The organism is Streptomyces sp. NPDC031497 (genome assembly GCF_055580905.1).
In genome coordinates, this window is sequence record NZ_JBVIKO010000011.1 from 181,681 (window position 1) to 202,375 (window position 20,695).

The following is a 20,695-nucleotide window of genomic DNA, read 5'->3' on the forward strand; positions in this document are numbered from 1 at the left end:
GGGATCTTCAGTGCAAGGGCCGGAAGTGGCGTTCCATGCCCAGCCAGACGTCGTCGTAGCGCTGTTGCAGATGCTCGGCGGTCGCCGCCTGCGGGGTGAGCGTCACCGGCCAGCGGGTCTCGAACATGAAGGCGAGGCCGTCGTCGATCTTCTGCGGACGCAGCTCGGCCGTGCTCGCCCGGTCGAACGTCTCCCGGTCCGGGCCGTGCGCCGACATCATGTTGTGCAGGGAGCCGCCGCCCGGCACGAAGCCCTCCGCCTTCGCGTCGTAGGCGCCCTCGACCAGGCCCATGTACTCGCTCATCACGTTCCGGTGGAAGTACGGCGGCCGGAAGGTGTTCTCGCCCACCAGCCAGCGCGGGGCGAAGACCACGAAGTCGACGCCCGCCAGCCCGGGAGTGTCCGACGGGGACGTCAGCACCGTGAAGATCGACGGATCCGGGTGGTCGTACGAGATGCTGCCGATCACATTGAATCGGCGGAGGTCGTAGAGGTACGGCACATGTGTGCCGTGCCAGGCGACCACATCCAGTGGGGAGTGGTCATATGTGGCGGTCCACAGGTGGCCGCAGAACTTGTTGACCACCTCCACCGGGCCCTCCACGTCCTCGTAGGCGGCCACGGGGGCCTGGAAGTCCCGGGCGTTGGCGAGGCCGTTGGCGCCGATCGGGCCCAGGTCGGGCAGGCGGAAGGGCGAGCCGTAGTTCTCGCACACATAACCCCGGGCCGTGGCCTCCAGCAGGTCCACACGGAAGCGGACCCCACGGGGAATCAGCGCCACATGTCCCGGCTCCACATGCAGCAGGCCGAACTCCGTGCGCAGCAGCAGTCCGCCGTGCTCCGGGACGATCAGCAGCTCGCCGTCCGCGTCGGAGAAGACCCGCTCCATCGAGGAGTCGGCGTGGTAGAGGTGCACGGCCATGCCGGTGCGCTGGGTCGCGTCGCCGTTGCCGCCGAGGGTCCACAGGCCCGCGAGGAAGTCCGTGCCGGGCGCCGGCTCCGGCAGCGGGTTCCAGCGCAGCCGGTTCGGGTCCGGGGCGACGTCCGTGAAGGGGCCGGTGCGCAGCGCCCCGTCGCCGGCGGCCCGGGTGAACGCCGGGTGGGCGGCCGAGGGACGGATCCGGTACAGCCAGGAGCGGCGGTTGTGGGACCGCGGCTCGGTGAAGGCCGTACCGCTGAGCTGCTCCGCGTACAGGCCGAGGGGGGCGCGCTGCGGGGAGTTGCGGCCCTCGGGCAGGGCGCCCGGTACCGCCTCCGAGGAGTGCTCGTTGCCGAACCCCGTCAGATACGTCAGTCCCTCGGCGGTCTTCCGCGCTTCCTCACGCTCGAACACGCTCGCGCGGGAGGTGCCCCCATCGGTCATGATCGCTCCCTGGGCCGGTGAGTCTCTGATTCCTATGTATCACCGTAGGATTGAGTGGGGACGGGTGCAAGAGGGCCGGGATCATCCCAGCGGGGTATGGCGAGAACCCGACTTCAGGGGGATCCGGTCTCCGGCGCGCTGTTCTACGCTCCCGGGCATGTCGTGGACGCGTGGACTGCCGGGCGCGCTCGCGGTCTGCGTGCTGTTGCTGGTCGCGGCGGCGGGTTGCGGGACCGGGGAGGCGCACGAGCAGCGGGAGACGGGGTCGCCCTCACCGGTGGGCAAGATCCTCGACGACACGGACGAGAGCGGACGCCACTACCGGGAGATCGACAAGAAGCAGGCGCCCGAGGTGGGCACGGTGGTCACGCCCGACCGCGCCGGAGGCTGGGACGTACGGCTCGACGTGCACCGCTTCCACTTCTCCCGGGCCGGCGCCGCGGCCCGCGCGGTCGCCGGGCACGGCCTCGCCTACCTCTTCGTGGACGGCGGCCTGGTGATCCGGCTGCGCACCCCCGCGTACCACCTCCCCGCCCGGCTCGTCCCGCACGGCACCCACCACATCACCGCCCGGCTCTACGCGGACGACGGCACGGTGTGGGCCGTACACGGCAAACCGGTCGAGAGCACGGCGGACGTCACGGCGTCGGGCGCGGAGACGGCCAAGGCGACCCCGACGGCCACATGGGGACCGACGCCCACGCCGGCCTCGACGGCCCGTGTTCCGGTGGCAGGCGCTTCCCCCGTGGGCATGGATGCCGTGACCGGCGACGGCGGCACGCCGCTCGGATGAGTGCATGGGCCATCCGTCTCCGTACTGGGGGGCGAGGTTCACCTGATCCCTGCGGAAAGGCATCATGAAGCCCGTGCCCCCAGCCCCCTCGCTTCGCAAAGCTCCCGTCCAGCGCCGCAGTGCGGAACGGCTGACCAGGATTCTCGACGCCTGCGCCGACCTCCTCGACGAGGTGGGCTACGAGGAGCTGAGCACCCGGGCCGTCGCAGTGCGCGCCGGGGTGCCCATCGGCTCGGTCTACCGCTTCTTCGGCAACAAGCGGCAGATGGCCGACGCCCTCGCCCAGCGCAACCTGGAGCGCTACACCGAGCGGGTCGCCGAGCGGCTGAAGGACGCGCCGAAGAGCGACTGGCGGGCGGCGATGGACGCGGTGCTGGACGAGTACCTGGCCATGAAGCGCACCGCCCCCGGTTTCTCGCTCGTCGACTTCGGCAACCAGATCCCGGTCGGCGCCCGCCACGCCGAACCCAACCGCAGGGTCGCCGACCGCCTCACCGACCTGCTCTCCGACTACCTCGGCCGCGCCCCGGACGAGGCCCTGCGCCGCACCTTCCTGGTGGCCGTGGAAACCGCCGACACCCTGGTCCACCTGTCCTTCCGGATGGACCCGGAGGGCGACGAGACGATCATCGCGGAGACCCGGGAGCTGCTGCGGGCCTACCTGGCGCGGGTCCTGGACTGAGTCCAAGTCCGCCGCCGATGGAGCACTCCTGGGCGTCACCGCGGCCGCCGCACCCTCGTGACCTGGAGTTTTGCGCTTATTGCTCGCGTGTCAACGTCTTGTTAACGACGTTTGACCGGACCTAACGTCATCGAACCGCCGGCCCTGGTGGGAGTTCAAGGGCGAACGTTAGGTATTCCACTCATGTTGACCATCCTCGGCTTCACCATGATCGCGACCTTCCTGGTCCTGATCATGCTGAAGAAGATGTCGCCGATCGCGGCGCTCGTGCTGATCCCCGCGCTGTTCTGTGTGTTCGTCGGCAAGGGCGCCAAGCTCGGCGACTACGTCATCGACGGCGTCACCAGCCTCGCGCCCACCGCGGCGATGCTCATGTTCGCGATCGTCTACTTCGGTGTGATGATCGACGTCGGCCTCTTCGACCCGATCGTCAAGGGGATCCTGAAGTTCTGCAAGGCCGACCCGCTGCGGATCGTCGTCGGTACGGCCCTGCTCGCCGCGATCGTCTCCCTCGACGGCGACGGATCCACCACCTTCATGATCACCGTCTCGGCGATGTACCCGCTGTACAAGCGCCTGAAGATGAGCCTGGTCGTGATGACCGGTGTCGCCGCGATGGCCAACGGCGTGATGAACACGCTGCCCTGGGGCGGCCCCACCGCGCGTGCCGCGACCGCGCTGAAGCTCGACGCCGGCGACATCTTCGTCCCGATGATCCCCGCGCTCGCCGCCGGTCTGGTCTTCGTGATCGCCCTCGCCTACGTCCTCGGCCGCCGCGAGCGCAAGCGGCTCGGCGTGCTGACGCTGGAGGAGGCGCTGGTCGAGGAGAAGGAGAGGGAAACGGAGACCGTACTGGTCGGTGCGGGTACGGGCGGGGGTGCCGGCTCGGGCACGTCCGCGGTGCGCGGCGGCGGCACCGGAACCGGCTCCGGCTCCGGCTCCGGCTCCGAGGCGGACCGGCCGCTGGAGGACGAGGGCTTCCAGGGCCTGGACCCGCACCGCGCGACCCTGCGCCCCAAGCTGTACTGGTTCAACGCGCTGCTCACGGTCGCCCTGCTCACCTCCATGATCATGGAGTGGCTGCCGATCCCGGTGCTGTTCCTGCTCGGCGCGGCACTGGCGCTGACCGTCAACTTCCCGCAGATGCCCGCCCAGAGGGCCCGCCTCGCCGCCCACGCCGAGAACGTCCTCAACGTCTCCGGCATGGTCTTCGCCGCCGCCGTCTTCACCGGCGTCCTCCAGGGCACCGGCATGGTCGACCACATGGCCACCTGGCTGGTCGGCAACATCCCCGACGGCATGGGTCCGCACATGGCCGTCGTCACCGGCGTGCTCAGCATCCCGCTCACGTACTTCATGTCGAACGACGGCTTCTACTTCGGCATCCTCCCGGTCCTCGCCGAGGCCGGCCAGGCCCATGGAGTCTCCTCCCTGGAGATCGCCCGCGCCTCGATCATCGGCCAACCGCTCCACATGTCCAGCCCGTTGGTGCCCGCCGTCTACGTCCTGGTAGGCATGGCCAAGGTCGAGTTCGGCGACCACACCCGTTTCGTCGTCAAGTGGGCCGTGCTGACATCCCTGGTCGTGCTGGGGGCAGGAATCCTGTTCGGAATCATCTGACCGATCCGTTGGAGGACTTCACCATGGCGCCCGGCAGGAACCGCGGCTGGCTGCTCCGTCTCGTCATCGCCTTCGGCTTCGCGCAGGGCGCGGTGTCGATGGCCCGGCCCGCCGTCTCCTACCGGGCCCTCGCGCTCGGCGCCGACGAACGGGCCGTCGGTGTCATCGCGGGTGTCTACGCCCTGCTCCCGCTGTTCGCCGCCGTACCGCTCGGCCGCCGCACCGACCACGGCCGCTGCGCACCCCTGCTGCCGGTCGGCGTGGTGCTGATATCCGGCGGCTGTGCGCTCAGCGGCCTCGCGAACTCCCTCTGGACGATGGCCCTGTGGAGCGGGGTGATGGGCCTCGGCCACCTCTGCTTCGTGATCGGCGCGCAGTCGCTGGTGGCCCGCCAGTCGGCCCCGCACGAACAGGACCGGAACTTCGGTCACTTCACCATCGGCGCGTCGCTGGGCCAGCTGATCGGCCCGATCGCCGCGGGTGCGCTGATCGGCGGCCCCGACATGGCGGGCAGCAGTGCGCTCGCCCTCCTGGTGGCGGGTGCGGGGGCGGCGGTCGCGTTCAGTTCGCTGTGGCGCATCGAGGACCGTACGGCGGTGACGTCCCGTCCCCGGCAGGGCGACCGCGTCCCGGTGGGCGGCATCCTGCGTGCCCGGGGCGTCCCGGCGGGCATGCTGGTCAGCCTCTCGGTCCTGTCCGCGACCGACATCCTCACCGCGTACCTCCCGGTGGTCGGCGAGCACCGGGGCATCGCTCCGGCGGTGATCGGCGTCCTGCTCAGTGTCCGGGCGGGGGCGACGATCGCCTGCCGGCTGGTGCTCACGCCGTTGCTGCGACTGCTCGGCCGGCCGGTGCTGCTGACCGTGACGTGCTTCCTGGCGGCCGTGCTGTGCGCGGGGATCGCGCTGCCGGTGCCGGTGTGGGTGCTGGCCCTGATGCTCGCCGCGCTCGGCTTCTGCCTGGGGGTCGGGCAGCCGCTGTCGATGACGACGGTCGTTCAGGCCGCACCCGAGGGCGCCCGGTCCACGGCGCTCGCCCTGCGGCTGACCGGCAACCGGTTGGGCCAGGTGGCCGCGCCTGCCGGGGCGGGGCTGGTGGCGGGGGTGGCCGGGGTGGCCGCGCCGTTCGTGATGCTGGGCGCGTTGTTGCTGGTCTCGGCGGGGGTGGCGGTGCGCTCGCCCAGGGCGGCGGGGCGGTCCGAGGGCGCCGATCAGGTGACGCGGACGCGGCGCAAGGGCCCGGCGTTGCGCCGCACGAGCGATATCTGACGGCGCGTCGGAGGTTGATGCCACGGGCCGAGGAGTGCATGGGTGACAGTCCAGACGAAAGGTCGATTTGTATGAAAATCGTCTAACTCGGAGGAGCTTGCATGCCCACGCTCACACTTCCACGCGCCGCCGGTCCCCGTGCGGGCGCAACCGTCGTCCTCACCGCCCTCGCCGCGGCGGGCGCGTCGTGGGTGGCGGCGCCGAACGCGGCGGCCGTAGGGGAGAACGGCGACATCAGGATCCACCGGGTGGGCGTGCCCTTCGGCGTGTCGAAGGACGACCCGGTGGTCTGCAGGTTCTATCTCGACGCCGTCAACTTCGACGTCCTCCCCGGGATCGCCTACACCATCACGCCACAGCCCCCGTTGCCCACCGCCGCCACCGTCGCCGGCACCATCCAGCTCGCCGGAGGTGCCGGTCACACCGACCCGCTGGGGCTGGCGGACGGACAGTACAAGCTCTCGTGGACCGTGTCCGGCGCGTTGAAGGAGAAGGTCTTCCGGCTCAACTGCCACGACGGCAAGCAGGACGGGGCGCAGGGCCAGAGCGGTCCGAACGGGCAGAACGATCAGAACGGCCAGAACGGCCACAACGAGCAGGGCGGTCCGAACGGGCAGAACGAGCAGGGCGGTCCGAACGGGCAGAGCGGCCCGAACGGGCAGATCGAGGACAACCAGCGTAGTGACGCGGGCTGGGGACAGGGCGGCGACCACAGCGGCCCGCAGGGCGGTGTGCACGCGGGCGGCGGCGGCCTTGCCGACACGGCCGCCGCGTTCTCGCCCGTGGCCGCGGCCACGGCCGTGGGGCTGGTCGCGGCCAGCGGCGTGGTGTACGTCCGGCTGATCCGCCGTCGGCCCCATGGCGCCGCGTAGGCGCAGACGCAGGCCCTGGTACCGGACCCGCGCCTACCGCCTCGCCAGGACGGCCCTGCTGGCGATCGTCCTGGTGGCAGTGGTCCGGTGCGGGGGCCCCGGCGGCCCGGACACCTCGGCGGCCGCCGGCGCGGGCCGGGACGGGTCCGACAGGGCCCGGCCCGGACCCCCGCCCCGCCCGCTGCCCCGGTCCCGGCCGACCTCGATGCGCATCCCGTTCCTGGGCGTCGACGCGCCGGTCATCGGGGTCCGGCTCGACCGGGCACGGCAGTTGGAGACACCGCCGGTCGACGACCCGAAGCTGATCGGCTGGTTCCAGGGTGGCGCCACGCCGGGCGAGTCCGGCCTCGCCGTCGCCGTCGGCCACCGTGACACCAGGACTGGGCCCGCCGTGTTCGCGGCGCTCGCCCAGGTGAAGCCCGGCAAACACATCGAGGCCGGGCGCGCGGACGGCCGTACCGCCGTGTACACCGTGGACCGGGTGAAGGTCTACGACAAGGCCGGTTTCCCGAGCGAAGAGGTGTACGGCCCCACCCGGCGTCCCGAACTCCGCGTCATCACCTGCGGTGGCCTCTTCAGCCGACGGACGGGCTACACCAGCAACGTGGTGGTCTTCGCCCACCTGACCGCGACGAAGTGACCGGGCGGTGCGGCCGACCGCCCGCACCGCCCGCCCCCGTGGCCCATCGGTCGCAGGCGGCCGCGCCGTCGGGACCGGTCGCGCCGTCGGGACCGGTCGCGCCCACGCGGCGGAGCCGCATATCGGTACAGCCCCGCGCCCCCTGAGGGGGCTGCTGTCCGACCTGGACGAGTGAATCCCGGCGGGAAGCCGGGACCAGGGAGGGGCAAACCCCCTAAGAAGGGGGCATGCGTACTCATTCGCTCCGTAACCGTTCGGCCCTTGCGCTGGCCGGAGTTCTGCTTGCCGGTACTCCTGCCGCGTACACCGCGCTGGCCGACAGCCGGCCGGCCGCCGCGCCGGTGCGTGGCAAGGCCTACGTCGAGACCCGGCTCTTCTTCGGTACCGCCCGGCCGGACGGCGGACCCGCCGTCACCGACCGGCAGTTCACGGCCTTCGTCGACAAGGAGGTCACCCCCGACTTCCCCGACGGGCTCACCGTGCAGAGCGGGCGCGGGCAGTGGCGGGACGCGCACGGCACGATCGAGAAGGAGCGGTCGTACGAGCTGATCCTGCTGTATCCGGAGCCGGCGGCGAAGAGCGGCGACCGGAAGATCGAGGAGATCAGGCGGGCCTACGAGAAGGCCTTCGCGCAGGAGAGCGTGGGGCGGGTGGACGAACGCGCCCAGGTCGACTTCTGATGATCCCGCCGTTCGCCTGTCTCTGGCGCCGAAAAACTATCGCCGCTAGTTTGTGAGGCCGGAGACCCAGTCCCGCCGGGAGGAAGCAGCATGAAGGCACACGACGGCCTGTACATCGACGGCGCCTGGCGCGCCGCCGAGAGCCAGGACGTGATCGAGGTCGTGAACCCGGTCGACGAGCAGGTCATCGGCCGGGTCCCGGCGGGCGGCGCGCTAGACGTCGACACCGCCGTGCGCGCCGCCCGTGCCGCCCTCCCGGCCTGGGCCGCCACCCCGCCCGCCGAGCGGGCCGCCCGGCTCGGCGCGCTCCGCGACGCGCTGGCAGCCCGCAAGGACGAGATCGCCGAGACGGTCACCGCGGAGCTGGGCTCACCGCCGCAGTTCTCGCAGGCCGTGCACGCGGGGCTGCCGATCGCGGTCGCCGGCTCGTACGCCGAACTGGCCGCGACCCATCCGTTCGAGGAGAAGGTCGGCAACTCGACCGTCCACCAGGAGCCGGTCGGCGTGGTCGGCGCGATCACGCCCTGGAACTACCCGCTGCACCAGATCGTCGCCAAGGTCGCCCCGGCGCTCGCCGCCGGCTGCACGGTCGTCCTCAAACCCGCCGAGGACACCCCGCTGACCGCCCAGCTGTTCGCGGAGACGGTGGCCGAGGCGGACTTCCCGGCCGGTGTGTTCAACCTGGTCACCGGCCTGGGGCCGGTCGCCGGGCAGGCCCTCGCCGAGCACCCGGGGGTCGACCTGGTCTCCTTCACCGGCTCCACGGCCGTCGGCAAGCGGATCGGCGCGGTGGCCGGCGCGGCCGTGAAGAAGGTGGCACTCGAACTGGGCGGCAAGTCCGCCAACGTCATCCTGCCGAGCGCCGACCTCGCCAAGGCCGTCAACGTCGGGGTGGCCAACGTGATGTCCAACTCCGGCCAGACCTGCAGCGCCTGGACGCGGATGCTGGTGCACACCGACCAGTACGCGCAGGCGGTGGAGCTGGCGGCGGCAGCCGCCGCCAAGTACGGGGAGCGGATCGGGCCGGTCGTCAGCGCCAAGCAGCAGACCCGGGTGCGGGGTTACATCGAGAAGGGCATCGCGGAGGGCGCCCGGCTGGTCGCCGGCGGCCCCGAATCCCCGCGCGAGCAGGGTTACTTCGTCAGCCCGACCGTGTTCGCCGACGTCACCCCCGAGATGACGATCGCGCAGGAGGAGATCTTCGGCCCGGTGCTGTCGATCCTGCGGTACGTGGACGAGGAGGACGCGCTCCGGATCGCCAACGGCACGGTCTACGGGCTCGCAGGCGCCGTCTGGGCCGGAGACGAGGCGGAGGCGGTGGCCTTCGCCCGGCGCATGGAGACCGGGCAGGTCGACATCAACGGCGGCCGCTTCAACCCCCTGGCGCCGTTCGGCGGTTACAAGCAGTCGGGCGTCGGCCGCGAACTCGGCGCGCACGGCCTCGCCGAGTACCTCCAGACCAAGTCCCTTCAGTTCTGAGGAGGTCGCGCTGATGGCTGCCACAGTCCGAGCCGCCGTACTGCCCGCCGTGGGCGCCCCGCTCGCGGTCACCGAGATCGACCTCCCGGACCCCGGCCCCGGCCAGGTCCGAGTCCGTCTCGCCGCCGCCGGGGTCTGTCACTCCGACCTCTCCCTGTCCGACGGCACCATGCGGGTGCCGGTCCCGGCGGTCCTCGGCCACGAGGGCGCGGGCACGGTGATCGCCGTGGGGGAGGGCGTCACCCGGCTGTCACCCGGTGACCCGGTCGTCCTCAACTGGGCGCCCTCCTGCGGAAGATGCCATGCCTGCTCCCTCGGCGAGGTCTGGCTGTGCGCCGACGCGCTGGCCGGCGCCGCCGACGTCTACGCCCGTACGGCGGACGGCACCGACCTGCACCCCGGCCTGAACGTCGCCGCGTTCGCCGAGGAGACGGTGGTCGCCGAGTCATGCGTCCTCCCCCTCCCCGCCGGTATCCCGCTCACCGAGGCGGCCCTCCTCGGCTGCGCGGTGCTCACGGGCTACGGCGCCGTCCACAACTCGGCGCGGGTCCGCGAGGGCGAGACCGTCGCGGTGTTCGGCGTCGGCGGGGTGGGCCTGGCTGCGGTGCAGGCGGCCCGGATCGCGGGCGCCTCCCGGGTCGTCGCGGTGGACGTCTCCGCGGCGAAGGAGGAGCTGGCCCGGGCCGCCGGCGCCACCGACTACGTGGTCGCCTCCGACACCACACCCCACGCGATCCGCGCCCTCACCGGCAAACAGGGCGTCGACGTCTCCGTGGAGTGCGCCGGCCGCGCGGTCAGCATCCGCGCGGCCTGGGAGTCCACCCGCCGGGGCGGTCGTACGACGGTGGTCGGCATCGGCGGCAAGAGCGAGCAGGTCACCTTCAACGCCCTGGAGCTCTTCCACTGGGGCCGCACGCTCTCCGGCTGCGTCTACGGCAACTCGGATCCGGCCCGTGACCTGCCGGTGCTCGCCGAACACGTCCGGGCCGGCCGCCTGGACCTGGGCATGCTGGTCACGGAGCGGATCGCCCTGGAGGGCATCCCCGCGGCCTTCGAGAACATGCTGGCGGGCAAGGGCGGCCGGGCGCTGGTCGTCTTCTGACCCTCACGTGACCGTCACGGCACCTGCTCCGAGTGCGGCTCCCCGGCCGCCGGCACGCTACGGGGGGCCCGCGTCCGTGCTCGCGACCGGGACACCGCCACACCGGCCAGGCACAGCACCCCGCCCACCAGGGTGACCGGCCCCGGCACCTCGCCGAGGGCCAGCCAGGACATCAGCACGACCAGCGCCGGGACGGCGTACGTCGTCGCGCCCATCCGGCTCGCGGTGGTCCGGGCGAGGGCGTACGCCCAGGTCGTGAAGGCGAGCGCGGTCGGGAAGACACCGAGGTACACCATGTCGAGGGTCGCGGACAGCGGCGCGCCGGCGACCTGGTGCACCAGCTGTCCGGCGAACGGCAGGCAGGCCACGGTGCCGACGAGACACCCGTACATCGTCACCTGGAGCGCGCTCGCCCGGGCCAGGGCGGGCTTCTGGGAGACCACGCCGGCCGCGTAGGCGACCGCCGCGAGCAGGCACAGCACCACGCCCAGCACCGAGGAGCCGCCCCCGCCGGCCATCGACAGTCCCACGGTCACGGCACCCGCGAACGACACCGCCATCCCCGCGAGCAGCCGGGGCGGCATGGGGTCGCCGAGCAGCCGGGCCCCCAGCAGGGCGATCAGCAAGGGGCCGACGTTCACCACGAGGGCCGCCGTCCCCGCGTCCACCTGCTGCTCACCCCAGTTCAGGGCGACCATGTAGAAGCCGAACCACAGCACGCCCGATATCCCGATCCCCCGCCAGGCGGACCGGGGCGGCAGCCCTTCGCGCCGCACGAGACAGAGCAGCCCGAGCGCGAGGGACCCGGAGAACAGCCGGCCGAGCGCGAGGGCGCCGGGGGAGTAGGAGTCACCCGCACTCCGGATGGCCACGAAGGCGGAGGCCCACAGCACAACGGTGACGACGGCGGCGAGGGCGGGCAGCGGGCGGGGTGCGGGATGCGTCATGGGTCCGAGGTTAGAGAGGAGGGACGGGGCGGGGCTGGCGGATTTCGGACGGCTGGGTGGGTGGCTGGTCGCGCAGTTCCCCGCGCTCCTGACGGGGCACGTCGTGGCTGCGGGCAGGCGCAGGACGTCCCGCCGCCCTCTACGCCCTCTCCTTTGCTCCCGCGAACTGTTGGGCCAGCCCGTCCAGCAGGGCCCGCAACCCCGTCTCGAACGCCCGCTCGTCGATCTTCTCCTGCTGTTCCGCCAGCAGATGCGCCTGCCCGAGATGCGGATAGTCGGCCGGATCGTAGGCACTCGCGTCGTCCACGAACCCCCCGGCGAACGACCCCAGTGCCGACCCCATGACGAAGTACCGCATCAGCGCCCCGATCGACGTCGCCTGCGCCGGTGGCCACCCCGCGTCCACCATCCCGCCGTAGACCGCGTCCGCGAGCCGGAGCCCGGCGGGGCGGCGGCCGGGGCCCCGGGCCAGGACCGGGACGATGTTCGGGTGGTCGCGGAGTGCGGCCCGGTACGACACCGCCCAGTCGTGCAGCGCGGTCCGCCAGTCCCGCCCGTCCCCGCCCTCGAACATCGACAGGTCGACCTGCGCGCTCACCGAGTCCGCGACCGCCTCCAGGATCTCGTCCTTGGTGCCGAAGTGGTTGTAGAGCGAGGGCCCGCTCACCCCCAGCTCGGCCGCGAGCCGGCGGGTGGAGACGGCCGCCAGGCCCTCCGCGTCCACGAGTTCCCGTGCCACCCGGACGATCCGGTCGGTGCTGAGGAGGGGCTTGCGCGGTCGGGCCATGGCGCACATAGTAGGGCTGCACGAATAAACTAGCAGTGCTAATTTAAATGTGGGGTGATCGCATGGTGGACCTGGGACTCAGCGAGGAGCAGACCGCCGTACGGCAGCTCGCCCGGGACTTCGTCGAGCGCGAGATCGCCCCGCACGTGATCGCCTGGGACCGCGCCGAGGAGGTGGACCGGGGGATCGTGAAGAAGCTCGGCGAGGTCGGCTTCCTCGGGCTGACCGTCGACGAGGAGTACGGCGGCTCCGGCGGCGACCACCTGTCGTACTGCCTGGTCACCGAGGAACTCGGCCGCGGCGACTCCTCCGTGCGCGGAATCGTGTCGGTCTCCCTGGGCCTGGTCGCCAAGTCCGTCGCCGCCTGGGGGACCGAGGAGCAGAAGCGGCGCTGGCTGCCGGGGCTGACCTCCGGCGGGTACCTCGGCTGCTTCGGCCTCACCGAACCCGGCACCGGTTCCGACGCGGGCAACCTCACCACCCGCGCCGTCCGCGACGGTGACGACTACGTCGTCAACGGCTCCAAGATGTTCATCACCAACGGCACCTGGGCCGACGTGGTTCTTCTCTTCGCCCGCTCCACCGACGCGCCCGGCCACAAGGGCGTCTCCGCCTTCCTGGTGCCGACCGACACGCCCGGCCTGACCCGCCGTGCCGTCCACGGCAAGCTCGGCCTGCGCGGCCAGGCCACCGCGGAACTCGTCCTGGAGGACGTCCGCGTCCCCGCCGCCGCGCTGCTCGGGCCCGAGGGCAAGGGCTTCTCGGTCGCCATGTCGGCGCTGGCCAAGGGGCGGATGTCGGTCGCCGCCGGCTGTGTCGGCATAGCCCAGGCCGCGCTGGACGCGGCCGTGACGTACGCGGGGGAGCGCGAGCAGTTCGGCACGCCGATCGCCGGCCACCAGCTGGTCCAGGAGCTCATCAGCGACATCGCCGTCGATGTGGACGCGGCCCGGCTGCTGACCTGGCGGGTCGCCGATCTGATCGACCGCGGCCTGCCGTTCGCCACCGAGTCCTCCAAGGCCAAGCTCTTCGCCTCCGAGGCCGCCGTGCGCGCCGCCAACAACGCCCTCCAGGTCTTCGGCGGCTACGGCTACATCGACGAGTACCCGGTCGGCAAACTCCTGCGCGACGCCCGGGTGATGACCCTCTACGAGGGCACCAGCCAGATCCAGAAACTGCTCATCGGGCGGGCGCTGACGGGTGTTTCGGCGTTCTGAGTAGGTCCCTGAGTATCCCGACGGATGTGGCCCGGGCCACATCCGCCGATGATCGAACCATGAATGACACACCGGTCAGACAGCAGAACACGGCCGCCTACCACGGTCAGGCCGTCGCCTCCTTCGCCATCGCCATCACGGCCACCGTCATCGGCATCTTCCGGCTGCACGCCGACGCCTGGGTGCGCGGCTTCCTGGGCATCGCCGTCCTCTACCTCGTCACCTCTGCCTTCACGCTCGCGAAGGTCATCCGCGACCGTCAGGAGGCCGGGCAGATCGTCAGCCGCGTCGACCAGGCCCGGCTGGAGAAACTGCTCGCCGAACACGACCCCTTCGAGAAGCTCTGAGCCGCGGGACAAGCTCTGAGCGGGCACACTAAGCGCTCGCTCAGCTTCGGCGGTATGGTGGTGCTCCGGTATCGAGAGGGGCGAGCGAGCGATGAGTACGGCGGAGGAGACGACCGGCGGCGAGGTCGAGCCGTGGGAAGAGGTCACCCCTGACGCGGCCCGGCGGCTGCTGGTCGCCGCCGTGGAGGCCTTCGCCGAGCGCGGCTACCACGCCACCACCACCCGCGACATCGCGGGCCGCGCCGGTATGAGCCCCGCCGCCCTCTATATCCACTACAAGACCAAGGAAGAGCTGCTCCACCGGATCAGCCGCATCGGTCACGACAAGGCCCTGGAGATCCTCCAGACTGCGGCCCGGCGCGAGGGCACCGCCGCCGAGCGGCTCGCGGACGGCGTCAGCTCCTTCGTCCGCTGGCACGCCGGGCGGCGCACCACCGCCCGGGTCGTGCAGTACGAACTGGACGCCCTCGGCCCCGACGCCCGCGCCGAGATCCTCGGGCTGCGCCGCCAGGTCGACGCCGAGGTGCGCGGGATCATCCAGGAGGGCGTCGAGTCCGGGGAGTTCGACGTCATCGACATCCACGGCACCACCCTCGCGGTGCTCTCCCTCTGCATCGACGTCGCCCGCTGGTTCAACGTGCACGGCCCCCGCACGCCCGAGCAGGTCGGCGCGCTCTACGCCGACCTCGTGCTCCGGATGGTGGGGGCCAAGTAGCCCCGCGGGCCGAGTGGACCCGCGGGCCGAGTGGCCTCGCGGGCCGGGTGGTCCTACAGGTAGTACCGGGACACCGACTCCGCCACGCAGACCGGCTTGTCGCCGCCCTCGCGCTCCACGGTGAAGGCGACGCTCACCTGGACGCCGCCCGTGACGTCCGTCACGTCGGTGATCGTGGCGGTGGCACGCAGCCGGGAGCCGACCGGGACGGGGGCGGGGAAGCGGACCTTGTTGGTGCCGTAGTTCACGCCCATCTTCACGCCCTCGACCGTGATCAGCTGGGGGCCGAAGAGCGGAAGCAGCGACAGGGTCAGATAGCCGTGCGCGATGGTCGTCCCGAACGGTCCCGCGGCCGCCTTCTCCGGGTCGACGTGGATCCACTGGTGGTCGCCCGTCGCCTCCGCGAACAGATCGATCCGCTTCTGGTCGACCTCCAGCCAGTCGGTGTGGCCCAGTTGCTCGCCCACGGCCGCCTTCAGCTCGTCGGGGGAGGTGAAGATCCTCGGTTCTGCCATGTTCCCGGCCCTCTCGCGGTCGCGCGTCCATACCTAAGCAACTGCTTAGCATGGTCGGGTGCGAGCTCCCTGTCAACGGAGCGCGGCTCAACCGGGTCGGTAGGCTCTGCGGGGTGCCGCAGATTCCCGAGAAGATCCAAGAGCTGAGTGTCGGCCAGTTGTCCGCGCGCAGCGGCGCCGCCGTCTCCGCACTCCACTTCTACGAGGCCAAGGGGCTCATCAGCAGCCGGCGGACCACCGGCAACCAGCGCCGCTACACCCGCGACACGCTGCGCCGGGTGGCCTTCGTCCGGGCGGCACAACGCGTCGGCATCCCCCTGGCCACCATCCGCGATGCCCTCTGCGAACTCCCCGAGGAACGCACCCCGACCCGGGAGGACTGGGCTCGCCTCTCGGAGGCGTGGCGTACGGAACTGGACGAACGCATCCGACAGTTGAACCGGCTCCGCGATCACCTGACGGACTGCATCGGCTGCGGGTGCCTGTCGTTGAGCAGCTGCGTCCTGTCCAACCCGGAGGACGCGTTCGGTGAACGCCGGGCGGGGTCGCGTCTGCTGCCGGAGAGGGGGCGGCCGTAGTCCGGGTGCGGGTGGGTGGGGGCTGATCGCAGTTCCCCGCGCCCCTTGCGGGGCGCTGCCGTCGCGTCGGCTACATGGGCTGCGGGCAGGCGTGCCGCAGGGCGGCACCCTGCAAGCGCCGGTAAGCGTCCCCCGCCCCCCACCCCGGGCACCTATTCGAACTCGGTCCCACCTTTCCGCGTCAGGTACGCCCCGCTCACCGCCTTCGCGATCGCCCGCCCCCCGGTCACCGCGCTGTACCGCTCCACCACCGGACGGATCACCACGCCCTCCCGCAGGTGCAGCCCCCGCCCGGACACGGTCTCCCGCCCGCTCGCGACCTCCAGCACCCGCTCGATGTCGTACGCCCCCTCGAACAGCCGCGGCACCAGTGGCAGCTCGCCGGCCAGGTGCTCCGCCGCGTCCAGCCACCGCACCGCCCCGTCGAACTCGGCCGACACGTCGAACGCGGCGTACCCGAGCGACTCCCGCCGTCCGTCGGCGCCGTACGTCAGGTCCTGGACCCCCGACCCGTACACCTCTCCGAAGATCCCGACCCGGCGCGCGCCGAGCCGTTCGGCGAGTCGGCGGGCCGCCTCGGGGACGCCGTGGCCGCGCACCGCCCGCCAGTAGAGGTTGCGCGGATCCTCCTTGAGGGCCAGGGACTTCGCACCGAAGCCCTTCGAGGCCACGTACACCCGGTCCCCGTCGGCGACATAGGTGACCAGGCACGCCGAGCCGTGGAGCTTCTCGGTGAGGACCACCGGCTCGCCGGGCTCGAAGATGCCGGGGTAGCGCTGGATGTTCTCGATGTCGACCCAGGGGAGCAGATCGGGTGCCGACTCGACGTCCCCGTCCATCGTGGGCGGGACCGGCGGCACCCACTTGGTGATGCCGAGGGTCTCCGCGAAGTCGGTGCCCTCCTCCGCCGCCCGCGCCAGGTCGACGCCGGCCAGCGCCTTCGGACGGCACACGATGCCCTGCGACAGCTCCCCGCGCAGCCGCACCGCCCTGACCCGGTCCGCGTTGGTTCCCGCCAGCCGCCCGGTCAGGCCCAGTTCCTCGATCAGCCCGGCCGGCAGCACGGCCTGTTCGGGGATGTACAGGGCGGTCTCGCCGGTGCGGTACACGCCCTTGGCGACGACCGCGCGGTAGAGGCCCACCTGGGCCAGCTCCAGCGCGTCGGCGTTGGGGTGCTCGTGGACGGTCAGCACTTCGGCGGTGACGCGCAGCGTCGACATCGGTGCTCCTCGCTCGGAGGGAACCCGCGGGGTTCCTCAGCTGGGTTTCATCGGACCCAACTCTCCGGACGGGAAACGGGTGGAACCAGCGGATTAGCCGCTGCTATGGCGCTGTTCCGAGTGGTTGCCCACCGTGGGCCGCCAGGCAGTTGGGGGGGTGCGGCATCCCCGGCGCACCCCCACGCGGTCAGGCCGACATGAGCAGCCGCCCGCGCCTGGCGTAGGCCAGGGCCTCGGGCGTGAGCACCGGACGCGGCACCAGAATCCCGCAGTCCACGCAGACCGGACCGGCGGAGGGCTCGTGGTCCAGGTCGTACTTCCAGATGAGGCGCTCCCCCGCGCACACCGGGCAGACCGCGCCCGGTTCGCGCTCCAGGGCGGCGATCAGCCGTCGCAGCACCTCGGCCAGTGGTTCGTCGGGGTGTACCCGTGGGTCGTCGCACCAGGCCACTCCGAATCCGCCCCAGGTCAGCCGGTGCCAGTCGTCCACGCTGCCCGGGCGGCGCAGCCCGTCGTGCTTCTCCTTCTTGCGGCGCTCGGCGAACTCGACCTCGTAGGCCAGCCAGACAGCCCGCGCCTCTTCCAACTCCTCCAGTGCGCCCACGAGACGCGCTGGATCGGGGGACCGGTCCTCAGGACCGAACCCGGCCCGCGAGCAGAGATGGTCCCAGGTCGCGCGGTGCCCGTAGGGAGCGAACCGCTCCAGGCACTTGCGCAGCGAATAACGCCGTAGCGCCAGATCGCACCGTGGGTCTCGCACCTGTCTCGCCAGACTCCGGAAACCGGCCATCGCCCTGCACCTCCGTCACACCTGCACCTGTACTTCGGTCACTTCGGCGGCGTCGCACGGACTTCGCGCGGCGTTGCCGTATAGACGTATCGACACTCGAATCGGCTCCATCCGATTTCCGATGCCGTCCATAAGGCCGCCCGCCTTGACCGACGGCCGGTGACACCGCCGACGCGGGCGACCACTCCAAAACTTGACGCATGTTCATCTTCAATCTCGGGGATACCGGCGGTAACGTCCGGCACCACCCCCGTCGTGAGGAGTCGCCATGCCCCGGCGTACCAGACATCACGCGTTGTTCGACAAACTGAGAACTCCCCGCAAGCTCCCCGGGTTCCTGAAAGCGGCATCCGTATGCGTGCTCATCGCCGGCCTGCTCTCCCCGCTGGCCCAGGCGACCCCGGCCGCGGCGGCCACGGCCTCCAACGACTACTGTGGCGGCCAGTGTTCGGACATCCTGCCGCCCGGTGAGAACGGCAACGCCACGCTCGCCCAGGTCCTCCTCAACCAGGCCTTCGGCATCCAGCCCGACCACGCCGAGGACCAGCTCGGCCCCTACAACAACCTGGCCACGGGTTACTCCACCCTCACCGACGCGAAGATCAACACGTTCTTCAACGACTCGTCGTTCGGGGTCGCTTCCGATCAAGTCGCCTCCACGGAGAGTCCGGCGGGTCGCAGCGACGTGACGATCGTCCGCGACAAGAAGACGGGCGTACCGCACATCACCGGTACCACCAGATACGGCACCGAGTTCGGCGCGGGGTATGCCGCCGCTGAGGACCGGCTGTGGCTGATGGACGTCTTCCGCCATGTCGGGCGCGGCCAGCTCACCACCTTCGCCGGTGGCGTCGCCTCCAACCAGGGGCTTGAACAGGAGTTCTACCGCAACGCCCCGTACACCGAGGCCGACCTCCAGGCGCAGATCGACAACGCCGTCGCCAACAACGGCACCCGCGGCCAGCAGGCCCTCGCCGACGCCAACGCCTACCTCGCCGGCATCAACTCCTACATCGACGCCTCCGACAGCGGCCGATACTTCCCCGGCGAGTACGTCCTGACCGGACACAAGGACTCGATCACCAACGCCGGCACCATCGACCACTTCAAGATCACCGACCTCGTGGCGCTGGCCTCCGTGATCGGCACGCTGTTCGGCTCCGGCGGCGGCGGCGAGGTCAACAACGCCGTCTCGCTGCTCGCCGCCCAGGAGAAGTACGGCGTGACCGAGGGCACCAAGGTCTGGGAGTCGTTCCGCGAGCGCAACGACCCCGAGGCCGCGCTCACCGTCCACAACGGTGAGAGCTTCCCGTACGGCACCAAGCCGTCCGACCCGCAGGGCGAGGCGCTGCCGGACTCCGGTTCGGTGACGACCGAGCCACTGGTCTACGACGCCACCGGCACCGGCGCCGACCAGAGCGCCTCCGCCGCCTCCGCCGCGGCGACGGCGACCGCCCTCAGCTCGGCCAAGCGCGGGATGTCCAACGCCCTCGTGGTCAGCGGCAAGTACACCGCGAGCGGCCATCCGATCGCCGTGTTCGGACCGCAGACCGGCTACTTCGCCCCGCAGCTGCTCATGCTCCAGGAGATCCAGGGCCCGGGCATCAGCGCCCGCGGCGCCTCCTTCGCGGGCCTGAGCATGTACGTCGAACTCGGCCGCGGCCAGGACTACGCGTGGTCCGCCACCACCTCCGGCCAGGACATCATCGACAGCTACGCCGTGGAACTCTGCCAGGACGACTACCACTACCTGTTCCACGGCACCTGCACGGCCATGGACGAGGTCGAGCAGAAGAACTCCTGGAAGCCGACGACCGCCGACGGCACCGCCGCCGGGTCCTACACCATGCGCGTGTGGAAGACGAAGTACGGGCCCGTCGAATACCGCGCGACCGTCGGCGGGAAGAAGGTCGCCTACACCACCCTGCGCTCCTCCTACATGCACGAGGCCGACTCGATCATCGGCTTCCAGATGCTCAACGACCCCGACTACGTGAAGAGCCCCCAGACCTTCCAGAGCGCGGCGCAGCACATCAACTTCACCTTCAACTGGTTCTACGCCGACTCCTCGCACACCGCGTACTACAACAGCGGCAACAACCCGGTGCGGGCGAGCGGGGTCGACCCCGAGTTCCCGGTCTGGGGCCAGGCGGCCTACGAGTGGCAGAACTGGACCCCGGCCACCAACACGGCCGACTACACCGCGGCCTCCGCGCACCCCAACTCCGTCGACCAGGACTACTACATCTCCTGGAACAACAAACAGGCGCTGAACTACACGACGGCGAGCTGGGGCGACGGGTCCGTCCACCGCGGCAACCTGCTCGACGACCGGGTGAAGAAACTCGTCGCGGCAGGGGGAGTCACCCGCTCTTCGCTTGTCAAGGCCATGGCAGACGCATCGCTCACCGACCTACGGGCCGAGGACGTGCTGCCGGACCTGCTGAAGGTGATCAACAGCAGTACGGTGACCGACTCCACGGCCGCCGCGGCCGTCACCAAGCTCCAGACCTGGCTGACCGCGGGCGGCAAGCGCACCGAGACCTCGGCCGGTTCGAAGACCTACGCCAACGCCGACGCCGTCCGGATCCTGGACGCCTGGTGGCCGCTGCTGGTGAAGGCCGAGTTCCAGCCCGGCCTCGGTGACGCCCTGTACACCGCGTTCACCAACAACCTGTACATCGACGAGACCCCGTCGGCAGCGCACGGTCCGACCGGGTCGCACGCCGGAAGCTCCTTCCAGTACGGCTGGTGGAGCTATGTCGACAAGGACATCCGCTCGGTCCTCGGGCAGAGCGTGTCGGGACCGCTGGCGCAGCAGTACTGCGGCGGCGGCAGCCTCAGCGCCTGCCGGGACATCCTGATCAGCACGCTGAAGACGGCGGCCGGTACGAGTGCGTCCACGGTCTACCCCGGGGACTCCCTCTGCTCGGCCGGCGACCAGTGGTGCGCCGACTCGATCGTCCAGCGCACTCTCGGCGGCATCAAGCACTACAACATCAGCTGGCAGAACCGCCCGACCTTCCAGCAGGTCGTGGAGTTCACGTCACACCGGTGAGCTGATGCCCCACGGCGGCGGG

20 protein-coding genes are annotated in these 20,695 nt (G+C 71.2%); 14 read left to right on the forward strand and 6 right to left on the reverse strand.

All coding sequences use genetic code 11. The features are described 5' to 3' along the window. Positions 1 to 7: 7 nt before the first annotated feature. The gene (gene hmgA, locus ACZ5K7_RS24020) at positions 8 to 1,363 is read right to left on the reverse strand and encodes a homogentisate 1,2-dioxygenase (protein ID WP_468915959.1); all 1,356 of its coding nucleotides are present in this window, start codon (positions 1,361 to 1,363) and stop codon (positions 8 to 10) included. Positions 1,364 to 1,520: 157 nt separating this feature from the next. Between hmgA and ACZ5K7_RS24025 the strand changes: the two genes are divergently transcribed. From ACZ5K7_RS24025 to ACZ5K7_RS24065, 9 genes are all read left to right on the forward strand, one after another. Continuing rightward, a complete protein-coding gene (locus ACZ5K7_RS24025) occupies positions 1,521 to 2,156 on the forward strand; it encodes a hypothetical protein (RefSeq protein WP_468915961.1) in 636 nt (211 codons plus the stop codon). A gap of 64 nt (positions 2,157 to 2,220) precedes the next feature. Beyond that, positions 2,221 to 2,838, forward strand: a complete 618-nt coding sequence (locus ACZ5K7_RS24030) for a TetR/AcrR family transcriptional regulator (RefSeq protein ID WP_351699743.1) — start codon at positions 2,221 to 2,223, stop codon at positions 2,836 to 2,838. Between the two features lie 183 nt (positions 2,839 to 3,021). Beyond that, positions 3,022 to 4,458: a CitMHS family transporter gene (locus tag ACZ5K7_RS24035; protein WP_468915964.1), complete on the forward strand. Its 1,437-nt coding sequence runs from the start codon at positions 3,022 to 3,024 to the stop codon at positions 4,456 to 4,458. Positions 4,459 to 4,481: 23 nt separating this feature from the next. Further along, positions 4,482 to 5,726 (forward strand): MFS transporter, encoded by a 1,245-nt coding sequence (locus ACZ5K7_RS24040; protein ID WP_450972271.1) that lies wholly within the window; start codon positions 4,482 to 4,484, stop codon positions 5,724 to 5,726. A gap of 101 nt (positions 5,727 to 5,827) precedes the next feature. After that, positions 5,828 to 6,598, forward strand: coding sequence for a hypothetical protein (locus tag ACZ5K7_RS24045; RefSeq protein ID WP_468915968.1), 771 nt, complete (start codon positions 5,828 to 5,830; stop codon positions 6,596 to 6,598). Beyond that, positions 6,585 to 7,238, forward strand: a complete 654-nt coding sequence (locus tag ACZ5K7_RS24050) for a class F sortase (RefSeq protein ID WP_450972269.1) — start codon at positions 6,585 to 6,587, stop codon at positions 7,236 to 7,238. The genes ACZ5K7_RS24045 and ACZ5K7_RS24050 overlap by 14 nt, the downstream gene beginning before the upstream one ends. Before the next feature lie 227 nt (positions 7,239 to 7,465). After that, on the forward strand, positions 7,466 to 7,918 hold the full coding sequence (locus tag ACZ5K7_RS24055) for a DUF3574 domain-containing protein (RefSeq protein ID WP_351699781.1): 453 nt from the start codon (positions 7,466 to 7,468) through the stop codon (positions 7,916 to 7,918). Between the two features lie 90 nt (positions 7,919 to 8,008). After that, positions 8,009 to 9,397, forward strand: coding sequence for an aldehyde dehydrogenase family protein (locus tag ACZ5K7_RS24060; protein ID WP_351699783.1), 1,389 nt, complete (start codon positions 8,009 to 8,011; stop codon positions 9,395 to 9,397). Between the two features lie 13 nt (positions 9,398 to 9,410). After that, positions 9,411 to 10,499 (forward strand): Zn-dependent alcohol dehydrogenase, encoded by a 1,089-nt coding sequence (locus ACZ5K7_RS24065; RefSeq protein WP_468915972.1) that lies wholly within the window; start codon positions 9,411 to 9,413, stop codon positions 10,497 to 10,499. 14 nt (positions 10,500 to 10,513) lie between these two features. Here the strand turns inward: ACZ5K7_RS24065 and ACZ5K7_RS24070 are convergent, their stop codons facing one another. Further along, positions 10,514 to 11,446 (reverse strand): DMT family transporter, encoded by a 933-nt coding sequence (locus ACZ5K7_RS24070; protein WP_468915974.1) that lies wholly within the window; start codon positions 11,444 to 11,446, stop codon positions 10,514 to 10,516. 139 nt (positions 11,447 to 11,585) lie between these two features. Beyond that, positions 11,586 to 12,233, reverse strand: coding sequence for a TetR/AcrR family transcriptional regulator (locus ACZ5K7_RS24075; RefSeq protein WP_468915976.1), 648 nt, complete (start codon positions 12,231 to 12,233; stop codon positions 11,586 to 11,588). A gap of 65 nt (positions 12,234 to 12,298) precedes the next feature. Between ACZ5K7_RS24075 and ACZ5K7_RS24080 the strand changes: the two genes are divergently transcribed. From ACZ5K7_RS24080 to ACZ5K7_RS24090, 3 genes are all read left to right on the forward strand, one after another. Then, positions 12,299 to 13,450, forward strand: a complete 1,152-nt coding sequence (locus ACZ5K7_RS24080; RefSeq protein ID WP_351700675.1) for an acyl-CoA dehydrogenase family protein — start codon at positions 12,299 to 12,301, stop codon at positions 13,448 to 13,450. Between the two features lie 59 nt (positions 13,451 to 13,509). Continuing rightward, entirely contained in the window at positions 13,510 to 13,797 is a 288-nt protein-coding gene (locus tag ACZ5K7_RS24085; protein WP_468915979.1) for a YiaA/YiaB family inner membrane protein, read from the forward strand. A gap of 91 nt (positions 13,798 to 13,888) precedes the next feature. After that, entirely contained in the window at positions 13,889 to 14,512 is a 624-nt protein-coding gene (locus ACZ5K7_RS24090; RefSeq protein WP_351699799.1) for a TetR/AcrR family transcriptional regulator, read from the forward strand. Positions 14,513 to 14,565: 53 nt separating this feature from the next. Here the strand turns inward: ACZ5K7_RS24090 and ACZ5K7_RS24095 are convergent, their stop codons facing one another. Then, positions 14,566 to 15,027 carry a MaoC family dehydratase gene (locus ACZ5K7_RS24095; protein ID WP_351699801.1) on the reverse strand — a complete coding sequence of 154 codons (462 nt, stop codon included), beginning with the start codon at positions 15,025 to 15,027 and terminating at the stop codon, positions 14,566 to 14,568. Between the two features lie 113 nt (positions 15,028 to 15,140). Between ACZ5K7_RS24095 and soxR the strand changes: the two genes are divergently transcribed. Continuing rightward, positions 15,141 to 15,605, forward strand: coding sequence for a redox-sensitive transcriptional activator SoxR (gene soxR, locus ACZ5K7_RS24100; protein WP_468915984.1), 465 nt, complete (start codon positions 15,141 to 15,143; stop codon positions 15,603 to 15,605). A gap of 152 nt (positions 15,606 to 15,757) precedes the next feature. On the opposite strand, the gene ACZ5K7_RS24105 is transcribed toward soxR, so the two are convergent. Together ACZ5K7_RS24105 and ACZ5K7_RS24110 are read right to left on the reverse strand one after the other, a co-directional pair. Continuing rightward, a complete protein-coding gene (locus ACZ5K7_RS24105; RefSeq protein WP_468915986.1) occupies positions 15,758 to 16,825 on the reverse strand; it encodes an RNA ligase (ATP) in 1,068 nt (355 codons plus the stop codon). A 187-nt stretch (positions 16,826 to 17,012) separates the two neighbouring features. Beyond that, a complete protein-coding gene (locus tag ACZ5K7_RS24110) occupies positions 17,013 to 17,615 on the reverse strand; it encodes a hypothetical protein (RefSeq protein ID WP_351699807.1) in 603 nt (200 codons plus the stop codon). A 268-nt stretch (positions 17,616 to 17,883) separates the two neighbouring features. On the opposite strand from ACZ5K7_RS24110, the gene ACZ5K7_RS24115 reads away from it, so the two are divergent. Then, positions 17,884 to 20,673 carry a penicillin acylase family protein gene (locus ACZ5K7_RS24115; protein WP_351699809.1) on the forward strand — a complete coding sequence of 930 codons (2,790 nt, stop codon included), beginning with the start codon at positions 17,884 to 17,886 and terminating at the stop codon, positions 20,671 to 20,673. Positions 20,674 to 20,695: the final 22 nt, after the last annotated feature.